The 24,212-nt window shown below is 61.0% G+C and carries 25 protein-coding genes; 15 read left to right on the forward strand and 10 right to left on the reverse strand.

Features of this window, described 5'->3' with window-relative positions:
- The first annotated feature begins 1 nt into the window (after position 1).
- From Q9295_RS16310 to Q9295_RS16335, 6 genes are all read left to right on the forward strand, one after another.
- On the forward strand, positions 2-790 hold the full coding sequence (locus tag Q9295_RS16310) for an alpha/beta hydrolase (protein ID WP_306681652.1): 789 nt from the start codon (positions 2-4) through the stop codon (positions 788-790).
- On the forward strand, positions 790-2,394 hold the full coding sequence (locus tag Q9295_RS16315; RefSeq protein WP_306681653.1) for an ABC transporter substrate-binding protein: 1,605 nt from the start codon (positions 790-792) through the stop codon (positions 2,392-2,394). Before Q9295_RS16310 ends, Q9295_RS16315 begins: the two co-directional genes overlap by 1 nt.
- Before the next feature lie 64 nt (positions 2,395-2,458).
- Positions 2,459-3,433: an ABC transporter permease gene (locus Q9295_RS16320; RefSeq protein WP_306681654.1), complete on the forward strand. Its 975-nt coding sequence runs from the start codon at positions 2,459-2,461 to the stop codon at positions 3,431-3,433.
- Positions 3,430-4,341 carry an ABC transporter permease gene (locus tag Q9295_RS16325; RefSeq protein WP_306681655.1) on the forward strand — a complete coding sequence of 304 codons (912 nt, stop codon included), beginning with the start codon at positions 3,430-3,432 and terminating at the stop codon, positions 4,339-4,341. Before Q9295_RS16320 ends, Q9295_RS16325 begins: the two co-directional genes overlap by 4 nt.
- Positions 4,341-5,312, forward strand: a complete 972-nt coding sequence (locus Q9295_RS16330) for an ABC transporter ATP-binding protein (RefSeq protein ID WP_306681657.1) — start codon at positions 4,341-4,343, stop codon at positions 5,310-5,312. Before Q9295_RS16325 ends, Q9295_RS16330 begins: the two co-directional genes overlap by 1 nt.
- Entirely contained in the window at positions 5,309-6,292 is a 984-nt protein-coding gene (locus Q9295_RS16335) for an ABC transporter ATP-binding protein (protein WP_306681658.1), read from the forward strand. The genes Q9295_RS16330 and Q9295_RS16335 overlap by 4 nt, the downstream gene beginning before the upstream one ends.
- A gap of 283 nt (positions 6,293-6,575) precedes the next feature.
- On the opposite strand, the gene Q9295_RS16340 is transcribed toward Q9295_RS16335, so the two are convergent.
- Complete coding sequence (locus Q9295_RS16340; protein ID WP_306681659.1) at positions 6,576-6,875, reverse strand: EF-hand domain-containing protein; 300 nt, start codon at positions 6,873-6,875, stop codon at positions 6,576-6,578.
- Between the two features lie 670 nt (positions 6,876-7,545).
- Here Q9295_RS16340 and Q9295_RS16345 point away from each other — a divergent pair.
- The 4 genes from Q9295_RS16345 to Q9295_RS16360 all read left to right on the forward strand — a co-directional run bounded on the left by Q9295_RS16345 (position 7,546) and on the right by Q9295_RS16360 (position 10,812).
- Positions 7,546-8,382, forward strand: a complete 837-nt coding sequence (locus tag Q9295_RS16345; protein ID WP_306681660.1) for a shikimate dehydrogenase family protein — start codon at positions 7,546-7,548, stop codon at positions 8,380-8,382.
- 6 nt (positions 8,383-8,388) lie between these two features.
- Positions 8,389-9,204, forward strand: coding sequence for a shikimate dehydrogenase family protein (locus Q9295_RS16350; RefSeq protein ID WP_306681661.1), 816 nt, complete (start codon positions 8,389-8,391; stop codon positions 9,202-9,204).
- Positions 9,205-9,365: 161 nt separating this feature from the next.
- A complete protein-coding gene (locus Q9295_RS16355) occupies positions 9,366-10,178 on the forward strand; it encodes a ThuA domain-containing protein (protein ID WP_306681662.1) in 813 nt (270 codons plus the stop codon).
- Entirely contained in the window at positions 10,171-10,812 is a 642-nt protein-coding gene (locus Q9295_RS16360; protein WP_306681663.1) for a glutathione S-transferase family protein, read from the forward strand. Before Q9295_RS16355 ends, Q9295_RS16360 begins: the two co-directional genes overlap by 8 nt.
- Before the next feature lie 189 nt (positions 10,813-11,001).
- On the opposite strand, the gene Q9295_RS16365 is transcribed toward Q9295_RS16360, so the two are convergent.
- Entirely contained in the window at positions 11,002-11,373 is a 372-nt protein-coding gene (locus tag Q9295_RS16365; RefSeq protein WP_306681664.1) for a EutQ-related cupin domain-containing protein, read from the reverse strand.
- A 52-nt stretch (positions 11,374-11,425) separates the two neighbouring features.
- Positions 11,426-13,516, reverse strand: coding sequence for an oxidoreductase (locus Q9295_RS16370; RefSeq protein ID WP_306681665.1), 2,091 nt, complete (start codon positions 13,514-13,516; stop codon positions 11,426-11,428).
- A gap of 283 nt (positions 13,517-13,799) precedes the next feature.
- On the opposite strand from Q9295_RS16370, the gene Q9295_RS16375 reads away from it, so the two are divergent.
- Complete coding sequence (locus Q9295_RS16375) at positions 13,800-14,777, forward strand: GlxA family transcriptional regulator (protein WP_306681666.1); 978 nt, start codon at positions 13,800-13,802, stop codon at positions 14,775-14,777.
- Positions 14,778-14,793: 16 nt separating this feature from the next.
- On the opposite strand, the gene Q9295_RS16380 is transcribed toward Q9295_RS16375, so the two are convergent.
- Positions 14,794-15,402, reverse strand: a complete 609-nt coding sequence (locus Q9295_RS16380) for a DsbA family protein (protein WP_306681667.1) — start codon at positions 15,400-15,402, stop codon at positions 14,794-14,796.
- 260 nt (positions 15,403-15,662) lie between these two features.
- Here Q9295_RS16380 and Q9295_RS16385 point away from each other — a divergent pair, with 260 nt between their 5' ends.
- Genes Q9295_RS16385 through Q9295_RS16400 form a run of 4 tightly spaced genes read left to right on the forward strand, consistent with a single transcriptional unit; the run spans position 15,663 to position 17,743 of the window.
- On the forward strand, positions 15,663-16,544 hold the full coding sequence (locus Q9295_RS16385; protein WP_306681668.1) for an MBL fold metallo-hydrolase: 882 nt from the start codon (positions 15,663-15,665) through the stop codon (positions 16,542-16,544).
- A gap of 4 nt (positions 16,545-16,548) precedes the next feature.
- A complete protein-coding gene (locus Q9295_RS16390; RefSeq protein ID WP_306681669.1) occupies positions 16,549-16,902 on the forward strand; it encodes an ArsR/SmtB family transcription factor in 354 nt (117 codons plus the stop codon).
- Entirely contained in the window at positions 16,895-17,323 is a 429-nt protein-coding gene (locus Q9295_RS16395; protein WP_306681670.1) for a YeeE/YedE family protein, read from the forward strand. Before Q9295_RS16390 ends, Q9295_RS16395 begins: the two co-directional genes overlap by 8 nt.
- Positions 17,324-17,326: 3 nt before the next feature.
- The gene (locus tag Q9295_RS16400) at positions 17,327-17,743 is read left to right on the forward strand and encodes a DUF6691 family protein (protein WP_306681671.1); all 417 of its coding nucleotides are present in this window, start codon (positions 17,327-17,329) and stop codon (positions 17,741-17,743) included.
- Between the two features lie 114 nt (positions 17,744-17,857).
- On the opposite strand, the gene Q9295_RS16405 is transcribed toward Q9295_RS16400, so the two are convergent.
- From Q9295_RS16405 to Q9295_RS16430, 6 genes are all read right to left on the reverse strand, one after another.
- Positions 17,858-19,177 (reverse strand): McrC family protein, encoded by a 1,320-nt coding sequence (locus Q9295_RS16405; protein WP_306681672.1) that lies wholly within the window; start codon positions 19,175-19,177, stop codon positions 17,858-17,860.
- Positions 19,174-21,363: a DUF8426 domain-containing protein gene (locus Q9295_RS16410; RefSeq protein WP_306681673.1), complete on the reverse strand. Its 2,190-nt coding sequence runs from the start codon at positions 21,361-21,363 to the stop codon at positions 19,174-19,176. Before Q9295_RS16410 ends, Q9295_RS16405 begins: the two co-directional genes overlap by 4 nt.
- A gap of 354 nt (positions 21,364-21,717) precedes the next feature.
- Entirely contained in the window at positions 21,718-22,275 is a 558-nt protein-coding gene (locus tag Q9295_RS16415) for a fasciclin domain-containing protein (RefSeq protein ID WP_306681674.1), read from the reverse strand.
- 136 nt (positions 22,276-22,411) lie between these two features.
- Complete coding sequence (locus tag Q9295_RS16420; protein ID WP_306681675.1) at positions 22,412-23,119, reverse strand: anti-sigma factor; 708 nt, start codon at positions 23,117-23,119, stop codon at positions 22,412-22,414.
- Positions 23,116-23,670, reverse strand: a complete 555-nt coding sequence (locus tag Q9295_RS16425; RefSeq protein WP_306681676.1) for a sigma-70 family RNA polymerase sigma factor — start codon at positions 23,668-23,670, stop codon at positions 23,116-23,118. The genes Q9295_RS16420 and Q9295_RS16425 overlap by 4 nt, the downstream gene beginning before the upstream one ends.
- Positions 23,671-23,741: 71 nt before the next feature.
- Positions 23,742-24,170, reverse strand: coding sequence for a MerR family transcriptional regulator (locus tag Q9295_RS16430; protein ID WP_306681677.1), 429 nt, complete (start codon positions 24,168-24,170; stop codon positions 23,742-23,744).
- Positions 24,171-24,212 lie beyond the last annotated feature (42 nt).

The raw sequence follows: 24,212 nt of genomic DNA on the forward strand, positions 1-24,212 counted from the left end.
CATGTCTGATGTCCACACTCCTCCCCCCCTGATCGCGCTCTGGCCCGGAGCAGAGGTCGTTTTTGACCGCGCCTGGCTGTCGCTGCCCGATGGGCGCGCGGGCGAGTTGTCGGATCTTGCGCTGGATCCTGCGGCGCTTGCTGATCTGCCATTGGTGATTTTCCAGACCGGATCGACCGACCGCGGGCAGGATAAGGCGGTGGCGCAGTGGTTTAATGGGCTGGGGCTGGCCTTTCTGGCGCCGCGCAGCCATCTGGTGCCAAACCGGATCAGCTATCAGTCGCCCGCGCCGATGGAGGTCTATCAGCGGGTGCATGACCTGCGCCGCAAAGAGATCGATTATTGCCTTTATCGGCTTCAAAAGGCGGGATTGTTCGACCTTGATCGCCTTGCGGTGATTGGGCTGTCTGAAGGGGCGGTGGCTGCGGCAACTTGGCGCCCCCAGCGTAATTGCCCCCGCGTTATCCTCGCCTGGTCGATGGAAGATAGTTACTTCGGCCGCGACATGACATTCCCGCACGACATCAACTGTCCGATCCTGAACGTGATCGGCGCCAAGGACCCATTCTTTGGCGCGCAGGGATCCTTGGCCAGTACCGACCAGGTGATCGGACATGGGGCCGAGGTCTTGGCTGATTACCCCAATACCAAGGTCATCCTTTACCCCAATTGCGGACACCGCGTGGCCGATGATCCGCAATGCGAAGCTGATGTCGTGAATTTTGTTGTTCAGCACTTGGCTCCAGCAGGGCTGTGCCGCCCCAAGAACCCCCAACAAAGGACTGCGTGATGAAGAAACTTTCGACTGCTGCCTTGCTCGCCGTCGCGTTGAGCGCCTCGCCGCTTGCGGCCGACACCCTTCGCGTCGGCCTCGCCGCCGGGCCAAGCTCGCTGGACCCGCATTTCCACAACATCGCGACCAACAACGCGATGATGCGCAACGTCTTTGACCGTCTGGTCCATATGGACGCGAATATGCGTCTGGTCCCGGCGCTGGCGGAAAGCTGGACCCCGATCGACGAGACCACCTGGGAAATCAAACTGCGCGCCGGCGTGACGTTCCACGATGGCACCGATTTTGAGGCCAGCGACGTGATCTACTCGGTCGAGCGCATCCCGAGCGTGCCGAATTCGCCCTCGGCCTTCACCAAATTCGTCAAGTCCATCGAAGCCATCGAAGTCGTCGATGATCTGACTTTGCGCATCAAAACCTCCGGCCCGGTGCCGCTGCTGGCCAGCGATCTGGCGCAATTCTCGATCGTGTCGAAACAATCGGCGGAAGCCTATCTGGCAGCCAACCCCTCGGCTGCCGCCTCGATCACCGAGATCGACAGCGCCGCCTTCAACTCGGGCGCGCTGGCGATTGGCACCGGCCCGTTTAGCGTGACCAAATGGGCCCCGGAAGAGACCCTGCATCTGGCGCGCAACGACGCTTATTGGGGCGACAAGCCGCATTTTGAGGCCGCTGAACTGCGTCCGATCCAGAACGATGCTGCCCGCCTTGCGGCGCTGCAATCGGGGGATGTCGATCTGATCGACGCGCTGCCAACCTCGGACGCGGGCAAGATCCGCGAAGACGCCAAATTCACCGTCTTCGAGAAGCCCTCGAACCTCGCGATCTATCTCCACATGGATACCGAGCGCGACGACACCCCCTTCGTCACTGCCAATGACGGTTCCAAGATCCAGAACCCGCTGAAGGATGTTCGCGTCCGTGAAGCGCTTTCGCTCGCGATCAACCGCGAAGGCATTGCCCGCGCGATCATGGATGGCGCGGCCAAACCCGCAGGCCAGCTCTTGGATGTCGGTTTTGCCGGTGCCTCTGAGAACCTGCCCGCGCCCGCCTATGACGCGAACCGCGCCAAGGAACTGCTGACCGAAGCTGGCTTCCCCGAGGGCTTCAAGATTACGCTGCAAACCTCGAACGACCGCTATGTCAACGACGAGAAGGTCGCCCTTGCCATCGCGCAGAATCTGACCCGCATCGGCATCACCACTGCAGTGCAGGCCGAGACCAAAGCCACCTATTTCGGCAATGCCTCGAAACAGGCCTATTCCTTCATGCTCTTGGGCTGGGGGTCCTCGACCGGCGAGCAGGGCTCGTCGCTGGAAGCGCTGCTCCACAGCTATGACGAGGAAAATGCTTCGGGTTCAGCCAATCGCGGTCGCTTCTCGGACGCCAAGTTCGACGGCATGATCACCGAGGCGATGCAGACGCTGGATGAAGCCGAGCGCAACGCCAAGGCGGCTGCAGCGGCGGAATACGGCATCGGCGAGCAGCACGGCCTGATCCCGATCCATTTCCAAAACAACCTCTGGGCTGCGCGCAAAGGCATCACCTTCGAACCGCGTGCTGACGCCTACACCATCATCGACACCGCCGCGGCTGAATAAGCTCGCCTTATCCCGACCAACAGGGGGGCCAAAAGGCCCCCCTGAACACAGAGAGCCCCTAGCCATGCTGCAGTTTTTGGTAAGACGCCTGTTGCAAGCCGTCGGCGTGCTTGCGGTGATGTCACTGCTCGTCTTCGTCGGCGTTTTTGCCATCGGCAACCCCGTAGATGTTATGATCGACCCCGCCGCCAGCGAGGCAGAACGCCAAGCGGCCATCGTGGCGCTCGGCCTCGATCAGCCGATGTGGCGCCAATATCTGACCTTCGTGGGCAATGCGCTTCAGGGCGATATGGGCAAGAGCTTTGTCTATAACCAATCCGCGTCTGAGTTGATCTTGTCGCGTCTGCCCGCGACCTTTGAACTTGCCGTCATGGCCATGCTGATCGCGGTGGCGATTGGTCTGCCGATGGGGCTTTGGGCCGGGCTGAAACCCGGATCCTGGGCCGACCGTCTTTTGATGACGATCTCGATCTTCATGTTCTCGCTGCCGACCTTTTGGGTGGGGCTGCTGCTTATCATGGGCTTTGCGGTGACGCTTGGCTGGCTGCCCTCAGGCGGGCGCGGCGAGACGCGCGAGCTTTTCGGCGTGCCCTTCGCCTTCCTGACCTGGGATGGTTTCCAGCATCTGCTGCTGCCCGCCTTCAACCTCGCGCTCTTCAAGCTGGCGCTGGTGCTGCGCATGGTGCGCGGCGGCGTGCGCGAACAGATGACCTCGGATTATGTGGCCTTTGCCCGCGCCAAGGGCGTGTCCGAGACCCGGATCGTGTTCAAACATGTGCTGCGCAACATCATGCTGCCAGTGATCACCGTGATGGGGCTTGAGTTCGGCAATATCCTCGCCTTCGCGGTGGTGACCGAGTCAATCTACGCTTGGCCGGGCATGGGCAAGCTGTTGATCAACGCGATCACCGTGCTCGATCGTCCTGTGATCGTGGCTTACCTGATGATCACCGTCTTCATCTTCATCGTGATCAACCTGATCGTCGATCTGACCTACACGCTGCTTGATCCGCGCGTGCGGACCGGAGGCGCGAAATGAGCGGAAATATTCCCGTGACGAAGCCCCCCTTCAGCCAGACCCCGATGGGAGAGCTGGTGAGCGACTTCACCGCCAACCCCTTTGCGGTTCTGGGCTTCTTTGGCCTTTTGGCGGTGATCATCTGCGCGATCTTCGCCCCCTATATCGCGCCGCAAAACCCCTATGATCTGATGACCCTCGACTTCATGGACGGCAACCTGCCGCCCGGATCAACGGGGGGCATGGGGCAGGTCTTCATGCTCGGCACCGATGATCAGGGCCGTGATGTCTGGTCCTCGATCCTCTACGGGTTGCGCACTTCGCTGGCGGTGGGCGCGGCTTCGGCCTTCATCGCCTTTGGCATCGGCTGTATCGTTGGCTTGATCGCGGCCTATGCGGGCGGTCTCACAGACACGCTCATCATGCGTTTGGTGGAACTCCAGCTGTCCTTCCCCGCGATCCTCATCGCCATGATCCTTGTTGCGGTGCTGGGGCAGGGGACGGACAAGATCATCCTCGCGCTGGTGGCGGTGCAATGGGCCTATTACGCCCGCACCATCCGTGGCCTCGCGCTGGTCGAAAAGGGCCGCGAATATATCGAGGCCACGCATGTGCTGGGCTTCAGCCACTTCCGCATCGTGCTGCGGCACCTGCTGCCGAACTGCATCCCGCCGCTGATCGTGATCGTGACCATGCAGGTGGCCTCGGCCATTGCGCTGGAAGCCACGCTTTCCTTCCTCGGCATCGGCCTGCCGCTCACCGAGCCCTCGCTCGGCCAACAGATCGCCAATGGCTACGGCTATATGCAGGCGGGCCGCTATTGGCTGAGCATCTTCCCCGGGGTGGCGCTTCTCTTCACCATCGTCTCGCTGAACTTGGTGGGTGACCATCTGCGCGACATCCTCAACCCCAAGACCCGGAGGCAGTGATGTTGCTGGAAATCAAGAACCTTGAAGTGGTCTTTCCGATGCGGCAGGGCGATCTGCGCGTGTTGCACGGGATCGATCTTGCAGTTGAGAAGGGCGAGATCCTTGGACTTGTCGGCGAAAGCGGCTCGGGCAAATCGGTGCTTTCAAAGGCGGTGATGGGGCTTTTGGCCAAACCGGGGCGCGCCTCGGGCGGTGAGATCCTGTTCCAAGGCCAAGACCTTCTCAAAGCCGATGCGAAGGCGCTGCGGTCTTTGCGCGGCAACCGGATCGCGATGATCTTCCAAGATCCGATGGCGACGCTGAATCCGGTGCTGCGCATCGATGCGCAGATGCTGGAGGCCGTGCAAGGCCACCGCAAGATGCCGAGCGCCGAGGCGCGCCGTCTCTGCATCGAGGCCCTGCGCAAGGTGGGCATCCCCGCGCCGGAAGAGCGCTTCCTCAACTATCCCCACCAGCTTTCGGGTGGTATGCGCCAGCGGATCGCCATTGCGACGGCGCTTTTGAATGACCCCGATCTGATCCTCGCCGATGAGGCGACGACCGCTTTGGACGTGACCATTCAGGCGCAGATCCTCTCGGAAATGAAGGCGCTTTGCCGCGAAAGCGGGACGGCGCTGGTCTGGGTGACCCATGATCTGGCGGTGGTGTCGGGCATCGCAGACCGCATTGCGGTGATGTATGCGGGCCGGATCGTCGAATGCGGCCCAACCCAAGAGGTGCTGTCGCGCCCCAAACACCCCTATACCCAAGGGCTGTTGGATTCGGTGCCTTCGGCCGCCCAGCGAGGTCAAGATCTGCGTCAAATCCCCGGACTGATGCCATCCCCCTCGGCCTTGCCGCCGGGTTGCGCCTTTAACCCGCGCTGTCTCCGCGCAAAAGAGGCCTGCCGCAGCAACCAGCCGGTGATGACGCAGACCCCGACCGGCGCATTCGCCTGCTTTAACCCGTTGTCCGAAGGAGACCGCGCATGACCGCCCCCCTTCTTTCTGTTCGCAACCTGGGGCGCAAATTCGTGCAGAAACCCTCGGCGGTGGCGGTCGCGGCGTCGCTTCTGACCACCGGCAAGCGCCCGGTGCAAAAGGCCGTGCGCGCGGTCAACGACATCAGCTTTGATCTGGGCCCGGGCGAGGCGCTTGGCTTGGTGGGTGAATCTGGTTGCGGCAAATCGACGGTGGCCCGCCTGATCACCGGGCTGATCACGCCCGACCAAGGGGCGATCACCTATAAAGGGGAAACCCTTGCCGCGATGGCGCGCAAAGATCGGCTTAAAATCCAGATGGTGTTCCAAGATCCGCTGGGTTCTCTGGATCCTCGCATGCGGCTTGGCGATCAAATTGCCGAAGGGGTGCGGGTGCATAACATCGTACCGGCGGCTGAACTGAAGGACTATCTTGCGGGCATCTTCGCCGATTGCGGCATTGACCCGGTGCTGGCGCAGCGCTATCCGCACCAAGTCTCGGGCGGGCAGCGGCAACGCTTTGGCATCGCCCGGGCCTTGGCGATGAAGCCCGATCTGGTGATCTGCGATGAACCGGTGGCGGCACTCGACGTCTCGATCCAAGCCCAAGTGATCAACCTCTTGGCACGGCTGCGGCGCGAACGGGGGCTGTCCTACATCTTCATCAGCCATGACCTGAACGTGGTGCGCCACCTCTGTGACCGGGTGGCGGTGATGTATCTGGGCAAGCTCATCGAGATCGGTGACGCCGCCGAAGTGCTCAGCGATCCGCGCCACCCCTATACAAGCGCGCTTGGCGACGCCGCCCCGCGCGTCACGCTGGATGCGCAGGAGTTCCGCGCGATCAAGGGCGAGATCCCCTCGCCGCTGAACCCGCCCAAGGGTTGTTTCTTCAATCCGCGCTGCAGCCTCGCGACGGATCTCTGTCGCAGCGAAGCGCCAGAGCTGCGCGATCTGGGCGCGCGCAAAGTGGCCTGTCACACCCCGCTCTAACATGACACTACTCAAACGCCCGCCGCTCCGGCGGGCGTTTGAGTCTGCGACGACTTTGGACTATGGGTGGCGAGCCCTTAAGGCAAGCGGGGCACTCGCAAAGCTGCGCTGGGCAAAAGGATCAGCAAACCGTTCGGGCGGATTGCTTGCCCGACGAAGGTTCTGCAAACCGCCCGATGGATTTGTCGATGGGGGCGGGGCGAACCCGCCGCAGCCCTTAGCTAAATGACGACAAGGGGTTAACTGTCGAAGGCATAACCGGCCTCCCGCCCCGTATTGGTGTTTACTGCGCGGCTTTGGCGGCGGCGTCACGGGCGGCTTTGGCCGCGGCTTGCTCTTCTGCGTCCAGTTTGCCGTCTCCATTGGCGTCAACTTTTCTAAAGTTCGCCTCAATGACCTCCGGCTGCGCCTTTGCCAAACGCTCTCCAAAGTCAGCGTGGCGCAGTTCGCCAGCTTCCATCCACTCTTGCAGGCTCACATTGCCATCTAGGTCCGTGTCGAATGGGTGGTTCTCGCTCTGAGCGAAGCTGGGCGAGGCGGAAGCGAGGCCAGCGGTCAGGGCAATCGTGTAGGCTAGGCGCATTGCGGTACTCTATAGATAACGATGAGACATTGTTTGGTCGCCTGTCCCGCCCCGACGCAGACTGGCTTTGCAGCCGAAAAGGCGATCGAAAAAGGGGCAGAAAGTGCAGCTCTGAGGGAAAACAACTTAGAGCTGTGCAGGCGCTCTCAATGCAGTCACGCGCTGTTTGCAAAGGCCGCTGGGAGAGGGATGCCAGTCGGCTTCTGCGCGGTTCTGTCCTCTGTCGCGCGGAGGAAGCAGCCAGATCGAATATAAAGCTGATCCGCCTGTTCATCGCCATTTGACGGGTAAGCCTGCTTCGCCATTCCATCTGGCCGTCAGGGCAGGGGGGGGGCCATCGAGGCGGAAGCGCGCTTCGATCCTGCAGTTGCCGCAGCCACTGAGCGGGCCCTCGGTATTCGAAATTTCAAATATTAAAATTTAATTTCATTTTGCTTGACCAGCCACTGCGCCGCCAGAATAGTGGTGCAGAACGTGCAGGGCGTTCGTCCAAGTCAAAGCATGTCTGCGGGGGGGGGGCATTTCATCGGGATGGTCGGACCTCTAGATCTCGTGAACTTTTTTAACGGCCAAAGTTCAGTTCCTATACCCCGGCGCGGCGGTTCATCTGCACGAGCATCCAGACTATGCCGCTCTAAAGTTAGAAAAAAATTGGAAGATTGACTTTGATATGACCACCTTACCCCCCCCTCACGCGAAGCGCGACCTCACGGGCAAAACCTCTCTGATGCTGATGCTTGCCGATCCGGTTGCGCATATTCGTGGCTCGGCTCTGATCAATGATCGGTTTGCGGCATTGGGCCATGATGCGGTCATCGCACCATTACATGTCACGCCGTCAGACTTGCCGGCTTTGGTCGCAGCAGTCCGGCTGATGCAGAACGTGGCGGGCTTGGGGGTTACGATCCCGCATAAGATCTCGGTGATGCCGCATCTCGATGCCGTGACCGAGGCCGCGCAGCGGGTCGGTGCGGTGAATTTCGTGCGCCGCGATCCGGATGGGCGGCTGATTGGCACCAATACCGATGGTGCCGGGTTTGTGGCAGGGCTGAACGCTGCTGGCATCGCCATAAGCAATCAAACCGCGGTTATGGCCGGGGCAGGTGGCGTGGCGCGGGCCATCGCGTTTTCACTGGCCGAAGCCGGCCTGCGCGAGTTGCGCATCTTGAACCGCGATTATGACAAAGCAAGCGCGCTGGCCCAAGCGGTCCACGCCGCCTTCCCGACCTGTGCGGCAAGTGCCATCAAATCCGAGGATAGCCCGCAAACCCCTGATTTGGCGATCAATGCCACCTCGCTCGGGATGGCCGAAGGGGACGCGCTGCCGATGCCAATCAGCTGGCTTGCGGCGAAAACCGCGGCGGTTGAGGTCGTGGTGAACCCGGCCCAAACCGCCTTTTTGATCGCAGCCGAAGCGCTTGGCTGCCGCACGCTTGAGGGCGCCGCCATGCTGCGGCCCCAGCCCGATCTGGTGGCCGAATTCTTCGGCCTGCCGCTCTCATCCTAACCTCTAATGAAGAAAGTCATCGCTGTGCAAATCACCGGAGAAACGGATCTTTTCTACATCGTCGGCTCGCCAGTGCGGCATTTCCGCTCGCCCGGCCTGTTCACCGCGCAATTTGCCGCGAAGGGCCGCGATGCGGTTGCCGCGCCCTTGCATGTCTTGCCGCAAGACCTGCCGGCGGCATTGGAATTTGTGCGCCGGACCGACAATATCAAAGGCCTGTGCATGACCATCCCGCATAAGATCGCGGCGGCGGCTCTGGTCGATCAGCGCACCCCGGCTGCCGAGCGGACCGGCTCGGTCAACTTCATCCGGCGCGAATCCGACGGCACTTTGACCGGCCATAACATCGATGGCGAAGGCTTTATGCGCGGCTTGGTGGGCACAGGCTTTGACCCCGCAGGGGCCAAGGTCATTCAGATCGGCTCGGGTGGGGTGGGGCGTGCCATTGCCTTCTCCTTGGCGGCTGCTGGCATTGCCAGCCTGACCCTCATCAACCGCAATGTGGAAAAAGCCGCCACGCTTGCGGCCGAGGTTGAGGCCGCGACCGGCGTGCCTTGCCGCGCCTTGGCAGCGGATGAGGCGGCCCCGCTGGCCGAAGCCGATCTGGTGGTGAATGCGACATCCTTGGGCATGGGCGGGGAGGGCGGATCGCCGCTGGCCTTGGCCGGATTGCGGTCCAGTGCCACCGTCGCCGATGTGGTGATCTCGGCCACCGACACGCCCTTCACGGCTGAAGCGCGCGCGCTTGGCTGCCGCGTGATGCAAGGCGGCGCCATGCTCGCCCCACAGATCGAGCTTTGCGAAGAGTTCCTCTACGGCTGAAGCCATCACTTTCGTCGTCACGGACTGTCGCAAGTCAAGCTCCGTGACGGCCCATCAAGCCAAAGGCGCGCGGGGGGGCGAAGCGCGCCTGCGCGCCATTTTGTCCGGCATGCCCCGATACTGAGCGGCCGCCGACACGCAAGCTGAGGGAGGAGAATGCATTGGGATTTTTGAACTATAAGGTGCGGCCGCGGATTTTGGTGGTGGGCAATGGTCACAGCTATGACCGCACCGCCTTCATGGCGATGTTTGAAAGCTTTACCGGCATGGAATGCTTTTTGGTCGAACATCCTTTGGCCGAGCAAGTCCTGAACCCGCAAAGTCTGGCCGATGTCGATGCGGTCGTGCTTTACGACATGCCCGGTGGCGATCCTTGGGCCGGCGATGGCTATCAGGTTGAACCCTCGGCCGCTTTGAAAGCCGGCTTGCCCGCCATGCTAGAGGCTGGGATTCCCATCGTCGCCCTGCATCACGCGATCGCCGCTTGGACGACCTGGCCCGAATATGCCGAGGCTTTGGGCGGGGCCTTGTTCCATTTCCCCGGCAAGCTGCGCGGCAAAGAGGTGCCGGATGGTGGCACCCGCGCCGGGCTTGCCATGACCATCACCGCCGAAGATGCCTCCCATCCGCTTTTCAAAGGGTTGCCCCCCAGCTTCACCCTGACCGACGAGGCCTATTTGATGGAGGTCTTTGAAGACAGCGTGGATGTGGTGGCCCGCAGCGATGTCGAATATTCCTGCCGCAACCTCTATTCGCTGAAACTTGCCATGACAGGCGAGCGGCGCTCCAATCGCGGCTGGGAGCGGCCCGATGGCAGCAATGCTGTGGTTTGGACCAAGCGCTCCGGGCGCTCGGCCTTGGCCTATATCCAGCCGGGCCATGACGATGCGGCCTATGCGAACCCGCATTATCGCCAGCTTGTGCGCAATGCGATTGAATGGGTGATCTCGGAAAGTGATCGCAGCAATGGCTGATATGGAGCTGCTGATCTCGGTGGGGCCGAACCCACGGGCCGTGCGCTTTTTCATGGCGGAGAACGGCCTGACGCTTCCCGAGCGGGTGATTGACCTGCCGGGAGGTGAGAACCGACGGGCGGAATTTCTGGCGATCAATCCGGCGGGCCAATTGCCGGTGCTGCTTTTGGCTGACGGCTCTGCAATCGCTGAGGCGCCGGTGATCTGCAACTATCTGGCCGAGCATTTCGGCACCCCGGCTTTGACGGGGGACACCCCGCGCGCGCGCGCCGAAATCCAGATGTGGCTGCGCCGGGTTGAGCAGCATTACACCTCGGTGCTGACGGCAGCCTTCCGCTACGGGCCCGGATTGGCGGTGTTTTCAAACCGGGTCCGCTGCCTTCCCGAGGCAGCCGAGGGGATGGCGGCGCTGGTGAAAGATGGTGAAGCATGGCTGAATGCTCAGCTGGCGGAACGTGAATGGTTGGCCAATGACCGCCTCACGCTCGTCGATATAGTGTTGTTTTGCTTCGTAGATTTCGCCGAGAAACGCGCCGGATTGCCCTTGGACAGCTCAAACATCCACCTTGCCAAATGGAAAGAGCGCGTCGCTGCGCGACCTGGCGCAACTTTAACCGAGGCTTTGCCGCGCTAGCTTTGGCGCGCGGGTTGATGTGGATTTAGGCGGATCGCTGAGTGGGGCCGGGTCGAGATCGACCCGGCCCCTTACTCGAACCTGCGTTAACCTCTACGCCATTTGTCGCTTGATCGGAGATGATCAAAGCCCTTTGCGTCTTGGCCCAACACTCTGCGACAGCGCCGCCTGTGATCGACCGTGCGCCGCTCAGGCTGGCGGGTTACTTGCCCAACCCGCAGGGGTGATTGCGAAAAAGGCCGTGGCCAAGCCTTTGCTCCGATAGATCAGCTCGGTGCCCGCAGGCAGCCAGATCGTATCGCCCGGCTCCAGTCGATGCGTGACATCGCCTACCACCACTTCGAACAGATCTTCGCAGGCATGACAGAACAGGATCTCGTCATACCAAACCGTGAAGGGCAGCTCGGAATCGCGGAAATAGACGACGCCGCCAGACATGCTGGCCCCCGTTAGGTCATTGAACAATTCATTCGGAGAACAGCCGCGCGGGCTGAAGGGTTTTGCATCGAGATCAGCAAGTTTGTACAGGCTCGGGCTCAGCGTAGGCGTGGTATCGGTCATTCTTTTTCCTTGGAAAGTTTGGCGGCCCTTCGGGGCCGCCCATGCAGTGAGATCAGTGGAAATCTTCCATCGCGTCGAGATCCTCGAGCGAATGGACCACAAGCCGCTCGCGGCGGAAGCCGACGCCTTCGCGTTTCGGCATGTCAAACTCGCGGGCGAATTTATGGCCCGAGTAGACGGCCTCGGCCATGGTGCCCGGCGACCAAGCATCGCCAACCTGCGTGACACCGACCTTGCCCGCCAAGACCTCGGCGCGTTGCGAGATGGCATCAAACAAGGCCGAGCCGGGTTTGCGCATCCCAACCACGACCACCGCATCCGCCGCAACATCCTGCGCCGCATGGGTGTGCAATTGGGTCAATTGTGCCTGCCCTGCGGTGATCGAGGTCACGATGTGATGGGTGACCATCTTCACCCCCAGATCGCTCAGGCGGCGATAAACCATTGATTTCTCGCCGGTAAAGCGCAGCATATTCGACACATCGCTGTCAGATGTGACCAAAGTCACCTCTGCGCCGGCCAGCTTCAGCGCCTCGGCGATGACGCCGCCCATGATGTAGGATTCTTCATCATAGACGATGACATTGCCGGTGATCGAAACCCCCGCCATCACATCATCGGGCGTATAGACCCGCGCATCAGCGGTCCGAGGAATGGCGGTGCGGTTGAAGCGGCCAATGCCGTCATCCATCCATTTGGCCCCATCGGCGACGACGATATGGTCGAAGTCATGGCCTTCAAGATCCTCGGCCGAGACGGGATTGCCCAGATAAGTGGTCACATTCGGCAGCTTGTGCAGCTGGCCAATCCGGTAATCCGCAACCCGGCGATAAGAGGACAGGCCCGGCAGGCGCGACTCGCGCAACGACCGCCCGCCAAGCTCTTTGTCGCCTTCAAACAAGGTGACCTCATAGCCACGCTTGCCCAAGGTCACCGCGGTTTCAAGCCCCGAAGGCCCGCCGCCGATCACAAGGAACTTCTTCTCCGAGCGTTTGCGCGGGAATTTCTCCGGGTGCCAGCCGCGCCGCCATTCTTCGCCCACGGTTGGGTTCTGCGTGCAGCGGATCGGGCCGCCAGCATTCTTGGTCATCAGGCAAATGTTGCAGCCCACACATTCGCGGATATCCTCGATCCGGTTCTCGCGGATCTTATTGGGCAGGAAGGGATCGGCGATCGAAGGCCGCGCCGCACCGATCATGTCGAGATGGCCTTTGCGGATCAGCGACACCATCCGGTCGGGCGAGGTGTAGCGGCCAACCCCCACCACAGGCTTGGTCGTCACCTGTTTCACAAAGGCAGTGAAGGGCTCTTGGAAGCCTTCATCGGTGAAGCGCGCCGTCATCATGTCAAAATCGCAATCGTTGACATTGACGTCCCAAAGGTCGGGCATCTCGCCCAAGGTCTCGACCACGCGGCGGCCGTCATCGGTGCAGGTGAAGCCATCTGCCCCGACCAACTCATCGGTGCCAAAGCGGATGGCAACGGCGCAATCGTCGCCAACCTCTTGCTTGGTGTCCTCCAGCAGTTCGCGCAAGAAGCGGACACGGTTGACGAATTCCCCGCCGTATTCGTCGCGGCGCATCTGGTTCATCTTGGGCGACAAGAGATCATAGGCCAGACCGATGGCATGGCTGGCGTAGACATAGATGATGTCAAAGCCGATATCGCGGGCGCGCCGGGCGGCTGCACGGTGGTAATCACGGATCTCTTTAAGATCCTCACGCGTGGCTTGGCGCACCATCGAGGGCAAATTGTTCACAAAGCGCGGCATCGCCGAGATCGGACGCTCGCGGCTCATCCGGTTGTGCGAAACGCTGCCGCCATGACCCAGTTCCACCCCGGCCAGCGCTTTTTGCCGATGCACCGCATCGACCATCAGCCGCATCCCCGGCAAGTCGCTGTCATCCCAGATATTCTCGATCGAGAAGGGATACGAATCTGCGGTCGGGTGAACCATGCAGATTTCGGTATTGATCACCCCCCAACCACCCTCGGCCTTCACCTCGCGGAATTTGGCGGTGGATTGCGGCATGGTGGTGCCCATGCCGGTGCAATGGGGCACTTGATAAAAGCGGTTCGGCGCGACTTTCGGGCCGATCTGCACCGGCTCAAACAGGATTTTATAGCGATCATCGGTCTGCATCGACATCTCCGGCATAGGCTGTGCTGCGGGAAAAGATTGGGACGGTCGGCTTCCAAAAATCGGGGCCCTCGCGTCCAACCCTGTGCCGCAGGCGTGGCTGACGGATGGTTGATAGCAGTCCAAAATCGCGGCAATATTTCCAGAATCGTCAAAAATATTTCCGTAATGGTAGAGAATGCTGTGCAGTTTGGCAGGTCTGCTTTACGGGGGGCAGGAAAGCGGCGCGTCTCTGATCCCGCGCCACCGACCTTGATTTAGGATTTCGTGGCTGGGACATGAGAAGATGATCCGCGTTGCTTTGGTGAATATTGGTGAAATCTCGCTCTACACCGCCTTGCTGGTGATCGAGCCATTTCGCGCGGCAAACCGGTTAAGCGACAGGGATGCCTACAGCATCAGCCTGCTGTCCTCGGATCATCCGGTTCAGGTGACGATCCCCGGATTTTCCATCCCGACCTTGCCGATCCGCGAGGCGCAGGGCCAGTTTGATGTGATCCTTGTGCTGTCGTGCTATGAATGCCCGCCTCAGCAATGGCGGCCGGCACTCGCTTGGGTCAAAGCCCAGGAAAGACACGGGGCGCTGATTGGCGCGCTGGACAATGCGGTGATGTATTTTGCCATCTCGGGGCTGCTCGATGGCTACCGCGTGGCGGCGCATTGGGCCTTGCACAGCGTTCTTGAGGAGAAGTTCGCCGCGATCACCTTGGTCGACAAGCGGTTCGAGATTGACCGAAAGCGCGCAACCTCGCCCGGCCATATGGCGGCCGTCGACCTGTCGCTTGAGGTCATCGAGCAGATGTCTGGCGGGGCACTGACGCGTGCGGTGCGCAATGACATCATCTATCCCGAACGGCCCGAGCAAACCCAATCGCAGGTGCAAGACATCTACGCGCGCAATCCTTACATGAGCCAAGGCCTGCGCAAGGTCATCGAGGCCATGAAGCAGAATATCTGTCCGCCCTTAGCCCTGTCAGAGATTGCGGACCTTGCCGAGATGGAACCACGCGCCATGCAGCGCGCTTTCCTGCGGATGTTCGGCCAATCGCCCAAGCAGTATTACACCACCCTAAGGCTGCAGCAGGCGCGGGGCATGCTGCAGTTCAGCGACATGAATGTGCATGACATCGCCTCGGCCGTCGGCTTCAGCAGCTATGCAGGCTTTTTCAAATCGTTCCGGTCACGATTTGGCAGCTCTCCCACCGATTGCCGCAAAGACTTTCAAGAGGGCCAGTCCCTACCAAATGGCCGCAGAGTCTATTGAGCGCACCGCAAAGTCCTTAGCCGCGCGCAATCGCGATAAGCTGCTGCAACTCGGCAAGGCTTTGGCGGCCAAACCGGCCATCATTGCCCGCGATGAACGTCGGCGTCCCGCTGAGCCCCATGTGATCGCCAAGATCCATCGACTGCCAGATATGGCCCGAGACATCGTCGCTGTTCATGTCGCGCTTCAGCTGCGCGGTATCAAGCCCCAGATCGCCCGCGATCCGAAGCGCCGCATCTATGTTCAGTCCGCGCTTGGCCGACAGCAGGCCGTGATGCATCTGCCAGTATTTCTTCTGCTTCAGGCTGGCCAGTGACACCCGCGCCAGCTCTTCCGAGCTGGGCCGCAGCACCGGCCATTCGCGCAGCACGATCCGTAGGTTTTTATCCCCAGCGATCAGCTTTTGCAAAAGTGGCGGCACCTCGCGGCAAATCGGACAATTGTAATCAAAGAACTCGGTCAGAGTGACATCGCCCTTGGGATTGCCCAAGACGGGCGAGAAGGGTTGCCGTTCAATGGCTTCACGCAGCTCGGCTGGCATCTCGTTGTCATTGGCAAGGACCGGAGTGGCCGCAACAAGGCCTGCCGCACTGGCGGTCAGCAGAAGGTTACGTCTTGTCAGCATCTTTCGGCCCCCAAATCGCCTGTCATTCCCAAAACCCGCGCCCCGCTCCGCGCGTGGCGGGATTTGTCTTTATCGCTTGTTAAGGGTTTGTCGTCTCAGACAGGAAAAAGCCAGAGTGGACAGGTCACGACGGCGTGTGAAAGCGGGGCAGGGCCTCGTAAGGACAGCTGCGTTCTTATTATTGCAAATTAATGCAATCGTACTATTTAAGGCATCGTGCGGCGCAGCTAAAGCGCAATAGGCGGCAGAAAGAGTAAGCAATGATCCAGACACCCGAAGTGACAGGCTTTTACGACCCCCGTACCTTCTCGGTGCAATATGTGGTCGCCGATCCGGACAGCAAGCTCTGCGCGATCATTGATCCGGTGTTGGATTTTGACGAAAAGTCCGGTCAGACCGACACGATGAACGCCGATAAGATCCTGCAATTCGTGGCTGAAAAAGGCTATCGGGTTCAATGGGTTCTCGACACCCACCCCCATGCTGACCACTTCTCGGCGGCCTCTTACTTGAAGGCAAAAACCGGCGCGCCTATCGCCATTGGTGAAAAGGTGCGCGAGGTGCAAAAGCTGTGGAAGGGCTTTTACAACTGGCCCGACTTCCCCGAAGACGGCCGCCAATGGGACAAGCTTTTCGCCGATGGTGAGCGTTTCAAGCTGGGCAATATCGACGCCCGCGTCATGCTTTCGCCGGGCCATACGCTGGCCTCGGTGACCTATGTGATCGGAGATGCGGCTTTCGTGCATGATACGTTGTTCATGCCCGACAGCGGCACCGCGCGGGCCGATTTCCCTGGCGGCTCGGCCAAGGCGCTTTGGGACAGCATTCAGGCGATCCTTGCTTTGCCCGACGCCACGCGGCTTTTCACCGGCCATGATTACCAGCCGGGCGGACGCGAGCCTTTGTGGGAAAGCACCGTGGCCGAGCAGAGGGCCAAGAACAGCCATATCTCGGTCCATCTGACCGAAGCGGCCTATATCGCCGCCCGCGAGGCCCGCGATGCGACCCTGCCAATGCCGAAACTGATCCTGCATGCTTTGCAGATCAACACCAATGCTGGCCGCCTGCCAGAGCCGGAAGCCAATGGGCGGCGCTATCTGAAAATCCCGCTCGATCTTCTCAGCGCGCCTTGGGGGAGCTGACGCCATGACCACCGCCATCGACAGCCTGCTGCCTGAAACGCAGCCCCTGCAAGCCCGCGCCGCCGAGGCGACACGCTTTCTTAAGCTCTTGGCCAATCAAGACCGCTTGATGGTGGTCTGTGCGCTTGTCACCGGTGAGCGTTCGGTCCGCGATTTGGAAGACAGTCTTGGCATCCGCCAGCCCGGCCTTAGCCAGCAGATCGCTGGTCTGCGCGAGGCGGGGATCATCCAAGGCCGCAAGGCTGGCAAACACATCTTCTACCACTTGGCCGATCCCAAAGCGGCCGAGGTTGTCGCAACGCTGTATCGGCTGTTCTGCGCGCCCGGGGCGGCAGAGAAAGAGGGTTCAAATGACTGAATTCACACCCATCTTGTCTTTGGCAGGGGGCGCGATGATCGGGCTTTCTGCGGTTTTGCTCATGGCTTTGCATGGCCGCATCGCCGGGATCAGCGGCATGCTGCAAGGCCTCTTGCCGCCCTTCGCCAAGGATTGGGGATGGCGCGCGGCCTTCCTTGTCGGCGCGATCTTCGCCCCGGTGCTGATCTTGGTCATGACCGGCTGGCGCCCCGCATTTGACGCTTCGACCCCAACGCTTTGGCTGGTGATCGGCGGTTTGATCGTTGGCGCGGGCGTGCAACTGGCCTCGGGCTGCACCTCGGGTCACGGGATTTGCGGGATGTCGCGGCTTTCGGCGCGCTCCATCGTTGCAACGCTCAGCTTCATGATCTCCACCGCGGTCACCGTCTATGTGATCCGCCACATCATCGGAGGCTTCTAAGCCATGCGCGTCTTTTCCGCTTTGCTGATCGGCCTCATCTTCGGGGCAGGCATCGCTGTCTCGGGCATGATTAACCCGGCCAAGATCTTCAATTTCTTCGATATTGCCGGCACATGGGATCCGTCCTTGGCCTTCGTGATGGGGGGCGCGCTGGTCGTCACCTTCATCGGCTACCGCTTGGTCTGGCGCCGGCAACGCCCGGTCTTCGACAGCCAATTCCACCTGCCGACCCGCAAGGATCTTGACCCTGCGCTGATCGGCGGCGCGGCGCTTTTCGGCATTGGCTGGGGCATCGCGGGCTTTTGCCCCGGTGGTGCGATCCCCGCCCTAGGCTTGGGCGAGGCTCAGGCCTTCATCTTCGTGGCCGCCATGCTGGCCGGTCTTTGGGGCATGCGCCTTTTGCGCAGCTTGAAAGGCTAAGCCTATGTCGCTGGATCTGAAATTCTGTCTCGCGCGAAGGCCATCCGGCTTTGGAGGCGCAATCGGCAATAAACCTCTGGGGCGCAGGATAAAGAGTTCCGCAACATCAATCACTTAGTCGCGCGCCGCTAAGGCTTTTGGCGCCTCACTCAGTGCGGCACTGACCAACTGTTTCAGCGCCTCCTTTTGCGCACGCGCTGGGCCGGTAAGATCCAGCGTGGCCAGCGAAAGCCGCTCTGCCGCATCCTGCCTTGCGATGGCAAAATGCTGGCAAAGCGGCTCGGCTGGCAGATCGGCGTGATGGGGGTAAAGCAGCATCACGTTTTGGCAGTTGTAAAGCTGCGCATAGGCCATCAGCTGATAGACATCAGACTGCGCAACGCCTTGCTTAGGGTCATTAATCCGCGGCACGATCCGCTTCCATTTCGTATCGATGACCATTACGACACGGTCGTCTTGCCAGACAAGAATATCCGGCTTGGTGCGAAACCGCCCGTTGTCTCCTTCATAAAGGCAGTCGCGTTGACCAGTTTGCGCGCGGACCCGCAGCCCCGAGCCTGCCAGCGCTTGGGACAACAGCCGCGCAACAAACTTCTCAAAAAGCACATTCATTTCAAAGAGAAGCGCATGACCTTCGACCGCGCCGCCGCTGGTTTGCTGATGGCGCTCTATCAGGAACAGCCGCGCCAGCGCCAAAAGATCGCGCCAGCGCTGGTTTGAGCGGTCAAGGGTGATCTGCTCCCACCGCAAAGCCTTTGGCGCCACCTGCGCGACATCGGCATAGACAAAGCCCAACTCGCGCAGGCTGCGCTGGTTGTCCGGTGCCTGTGCCAGCCGGGTCAGCTTGGCGATCGTGGCGCGCATCACTTGGTTCAATGCGATATCGGGTGAAAGCGCGTCAAACCGACAGGCAAGCCGTTGCGGCGACACCGCAAGCACCGAGAATTGCCGGGTGACATCAAGCCGTCCCCGCAGCGTGGTAAGGTCTTCTTCTTGCTCAATATAGTGGCGCGGCATGCCGATCCGGACCGCATCGGTCAGCTTGTTGCAAAAGAGCCGGATCATCAGCTCAAGCACTGTGTCGCGCTGCCAAGCAAGCGACGTCATGGCTCCCGTATCAATGGGCAGCTCGTGCACCGTGCTTAGCATATGGATCAGCCGCTGGCGCAGGCGCGCCTCGCTCACGGGCCCTTCGCCGGCGCCTTCAATCTTGGGCAGAATTTCCAATTGGCAGTCCGAGGTCGCCAAAACCCCAACCACACCGCGCGCGCGCAGCCCTTTGCGTCCGTGCTCAAGCACCCCCTCACCACTTTTGCCCGCAAAGCGTGAGCCGCGCGCCAGCGCCGCCAGCCTGTCGGCTTGGCCCTGCGGCAAGCTCTCGTTGTCCAAGCCGTAATCGATGCGCTGCCATTCGCGGATGGTGCGGCGGATCATGGGGCCAGAAGTCTTTCGTAGTCAAAGCCTTCGTCTTCGCCGCGCAGCGCCCATCGGTACCGCAAAGCCGCGTCGCTCTCTTCAAACCCCGGAGGCGCTTTCAGCCGCTCGCGCGTCAAAAAGCCCCCTTTGATTGGTCCCTCATGTGGTTCCAGATCGCCCAGAACGGCCGCGCTCTTCGCCCAATCCTCAAAGAAATACTCGGCCAGCAGCGGGATCACCTTGTGGCGCATCACCGCATCCACGTCCCTGCGCGAGGTGCAGCTGGTGAAATAGGCATGCCCGATCTGGTGCTCGCGGTCGTAAAGATATTCGATCCGCGCGTTCATCCTTTCCAGCAAAAGCGGCAGGTTAAGCCCGGTCTCCGCAGCGGCCTGCGCCAGCACCGAAGGCTTTGGCATCATCTCCCGAAAGCTGAACCGCCGCCGCAACGCCGTATCGAGAAGCGCGATCGAGCGGTCAGCCGTGTTCATCGTGCCAAGGATGTGCAGATTGGACGGCACCCCGAAATGATCCCCCGAATAGGGCAGTTGCAGCGTCAAGGCATTGGCTTGTCCAAGCCGCTTGTCAGGCTCAAGCAAAGTGATCAACTCGCCGAAAACCTTGGAAATATTGGCCCGGTTGATCTCATCAATGATCAGCACAAAGGCCTGAGGGTCGGTCTTTGCTTCGGGAAGGGAGCTGTTGAGATAGCGCTCAAGCGCCGTGACGTTAAGGCCGTCTTGGCGCAGGCGGTAGATTGTGGGCTGGATGAAGTTGGTATGGTAGATCTCATGCACGGGCACGCCGTCAAGGTTCAGCCACAGCCAGCGCACCTTACGCCTATGGCTAAATCTGCCGTCAGGACGCGGGACATATTCGTAATCGCCAATGACCTCACCAATGGCCCGGATCAGGGAGTTTCCTTTTGAGACTACGATAATATCGTTAATGCTCAGGCGGTTGCGGAAGGTGTCGGTGTGCAGAACTTGGCCCGATTGCGACGTTACTGGCCCTTCCAGTTTGCCCTCGCTCTGGCAGGTCTCAAGGATGGCGGCTGCGCTGGAATATTTGTCTGCCGACCAGTCGATGTCTTCCCAGTCAAGATATGTGTAGCCGTCCTTGATCGCCGCGTCGAAAACATCGGAATCCACCGTGCCATGTGCGCGGCCAATCGACATTTTGAACACCTGCCGACCGGCAAGCGAGACCGCATTTTCTCCATGCACCGGCCCGCGATTGTCCTGTGCGCGCTTGGCGATGCGGCGGAAAATGCCGGGCTTGGTTTCAAGCCGGAACCCGGTGCCTTCAGCCCCATCCCCCGCGTCGGTCGTCGGCTGGCGGCCTTCGATGAACTCTTCGTAGGAGAGTGACTGATGGAAGGTGACGAACGCGATCCGCTCTTCGCTCACCAACCGCTGATAGGCGGCCATAACAGCCGCACGATCCTCAGGCACTGGCTCACCGCAGAGCCGCAAAGCCTCGGCAGCCGTCGCATAGGTCTTGCCGGTGCCGGGGGGGCCATAAAGGATCAAGTTTACGGGCAAGGGCGATGTGTTGCCCGTCGCGGGCCCCCTTTGCTCGGTGATCGAGGCTTCTAAAGCGGGCGGGCTGACACCATCGCTGCGCAGATCAAAGCGAAACACCGTGGCCGAGCTTTGATCCGCGCCCTTTTGCTCGGGCGCTGGCACTTGTGCCAATTCTTGAAACTTCGGGCCTGCCAAGGCTTGGCAAATATTCGGCCAAGCTTGGTTCAAACCAAGCGCATCGTTCACATCGCGGACCAAAACCTCGGTGTGACTGTGACCGGCCTCGCGGCCTGTCTCGATATATTGCTCTAAAACATATTGGCGTATGCGGTCGGCGTCCTTGCCCGAGACGGGCGGCTCGCCGGCCAGGAAGCGGCCATATTGCGCAAGCCAGCTGCCCCAGTTGGACAGCCGGTTCAGCGGTTTGGTCGACTCCGGCATCAAAATCCGGTAATCCTGCCCACCTTGGCGCGCATTCTGGCGCATCGCCTTTAGACGGTCGCGCAGGCTGGCAAAGCGGTCGGCCTGCCAAGCGGCGTCAAGATCCTGATAGGGCATCCCAAGCTCCGCAAGGTTGCGCTCGATCACCCGCATGGCTTGGCTTCGGGTGGTGCGGCCTGCCTCGGTCTGCGCGGCGCCTTGGCCCAGCCAAATCTTATACGCTTCAAGCTTGCTCATACTGCGGCCCGACCCTGCCTGATGCCCTTGCGCGGTGCCGCAAGGGGTGTGCTTTTGCGCACCACACTATCGTCGATTTCGCGTCTGTGAAGCCGCATTGCCACGGCCCGTGGCGGAAGAGCTTGTTGGATTGCCTCTAAGGCGAAGCCGCGGTGGCGTCGACGGCGGCAGGTATGAAGGACATCGCCCTGTCTGCGGCGATGTAAAAGGGGCGGGGCAGGGGGACCTGCCGCGCCCAATTCCGACGAGAGCCTGCCCTTGCGCCAGCGTCAGGGCAGAAGGGCGCCGAGAGCGCGGCAAGGGCCGGCCCCTTCAACCAGTGCTAAGGCGCAGATGCGTGGCCTTTGAAAAGGCTTAGCTTTTCGGCAGCAGCACCTTGTCGATCACATGGATGACGCCGTTCGACTGCATCACATCGGCGATGGTGACGGTGGCAACGCCGCCGGTCTCATCGGTCAAAGTCACCATGCCATCCTTGGCCTCAGCGGTGAGTTTGCAGCCGCCAAGGGTCTCAATCACATGTGCGCCGCCATCATCGGCCACCATCTTTTGCACATCGGCCGCCAAGGCCTTCGTCCCCACCACATGGCAGGTCAGCACCTTGGTCAAAGCCTCTTTGCTTTCGGGCTTCAGCAGAGTCTCGACCGTGCCTGCTGGCAAAGCGTCAAAGGCAGCGTTGGTCGGCGCGAAAACGGTGAACGGGCCTTCGCCTTGCAGCGTCTCCACCAGACCGGCGGCTTTCACAGCGGCAACCAAAGTGGTGTGGTCGGCGGAATTGACGGCATTTTCGACGATGTTTTTATCGGCGAACATCGCCGCACCACCCACTTTGGGATTGTCTTGTGCCAAAGCGGAACCCGCGGCGGTCAGAGCGAAACAGCCAGCGAAAAGAGCCTTCGTGATCGTGTTCATAGCGTTCCTCCAAGTGATGGTCTCCTCATGCTTGAGGGACGCTAGAAGGAACGGAGCCAGTTTCGGAAAAGTTGCGGTTGCCGAAAGCGATCGTAAGGAAAATTAATAAGTTTTTGATAATAAATGTATTTTTCACTCAAACTTCTTGCAGATCACCCAAGGCCACAACTGGGCCGCTCGGCTGATCGGTTGGAGAGCCGCCCAAAGGCTCAAGGCTGATCGCCAGATGCGATTGACTGGTCAGCATCGGGCGCAGACGGTCGTCCATCGCCATACGCGCGGTCGCACCGGTCGGGATCACGCCCAACGACACCGGCGCGTCATCGCCTTGCAGCACCCAAAGCTGGAAGACCTGCCCCTCAGGCACCGCCCCCGCCAGATGCGCCAAGCGCACCATGCCGGTGCTGGCGTCATAGACGGCCATGTAATGCACCTCGCTCGCCTCGGCGGAAAGTGAGGCCATCACGGTCGAGGGGGCCTGCGGTAAGGGGCGCTGCAAGGGCAAGACCAGCGCCAGCACCAAAGCGGCAGTGGCCCCCGCTGCCAGCCCGCGCCACAGCGCCAGATTGGCCCAGAAGCCAGCCTTCTGCGGCCCAGCCACCCCGAACAAATGGCGATCCAGCGCCGCTTTGACATTGGGCGGCAGATCTTGCGGCAGATAGCCCTCGGCCATCGGCGCAAACCGCTCTTCCCAAGCCAAGACCGCCTTGGCAAAAGCCGGATCAATCTCGAGCCGACGGGCCAAAGCCGCCAGTTCGCTGCCCGGCAGAAGCCCCAGCGCATATTCCGCCGCCAACAGATCGTCTTCGCCCTCTTGTGCGGGGCCCGGCTCGGTCATGCTCATCGCTCCAGACACTCCTTCAGCCGCATCAACCCGCGCCGCAACCAACTGCGGATGGTGTTGAGCGGGACGGCATGGCGGGCGGCCAGCTCAGCATAGCTGTCGCCCTGCATATAGGCCGAGCGCAAGGCACTGGCCCGGTCGGCCTCCAGCTCACCCAAACAGCCCTCAAGCTGGCGGTTTTGATCCGCCGCAACCGCCATGGCCTCGGGGCCGGGCGCGGGGTCGCGGATCTCCAATGCCGCATCATCCAAGCCCCCCGCCGCCTCGCGCCGCGCCCGCAGCCGATCGATGGCATGGTGGCGCGCCACCGCGATCAGCCAAGTCATTGGGCTTTGCCCGGTGACGGCAAAGCGATCTGCCTTCAGCCAAATCTTGACATAGACCTCTTGCACCGCCTCTTCCGCCTCGGCCCTGTTTTGCAAGACACGCAAACAGGTGCCAAAAAGTTTCGCCGAGGTGGCGGCATAAAGCGCATCAAAGGCTTTGCGGTCGCGCAAGGCGACCCGCAGGATGAGGGCGCCGATCTCTTCAGGAGCAGTGTCGAACGGCATGGACCCTCCGCAAAGCGCGTGGCGGTAAGATGCAACGCCGCGGCGGGCGGCGCAAGCGCTGGGCTGTAGCGCTAGCCTGCGTCCGCTGGGTGATCATGGCTGCAAAGCGCGTGATTTCCCAGCGTCTCAATCACCCGGCAATCCGAGATTGCGCCATGCGCGCCTTGCGCCACCATGCGCTGCAACTCCGCCCGCAGAGCCGTCAGCCGCGAAATCCGCGCATTCACCGCCTGTAATTGCCGTTTGGCGATCCCATCCGCCGCCGCACAAGGCTGTGAGGGGTCATCCGAAAGGCTCAAAAGCTCGCGGATCGCCTCCAAGGGAAAGCCCAATTCGCGGGCGTGGCGGATGAAAGCCAGCCTTTCCTGCTCGGATTTGCCGTAAAGCCGCTGGTTGCCCGCGCTACGTCCGGGCTCGGGCAATAGGCCGATTTGCTCGTAATACCGGATGGTTGGCACCTTAACCCCGGTCGCCGCACTTAGCTTGCCGATGGGAAGCATGATGAAACCTCTTGCAGCTCTAGTTGCTAGAGCAATTAGGGT

The organism is Pseudogemmobacter lacusdianii, assembly GCF_030848395.1.
GTDB lineage: Bacteria > Pseudomonadota > Alphaproteobacteria > Rhodobacterales > Rhodobacteraceae > Pseudogemmobacter > Pseudogemmobacter lacusdianii.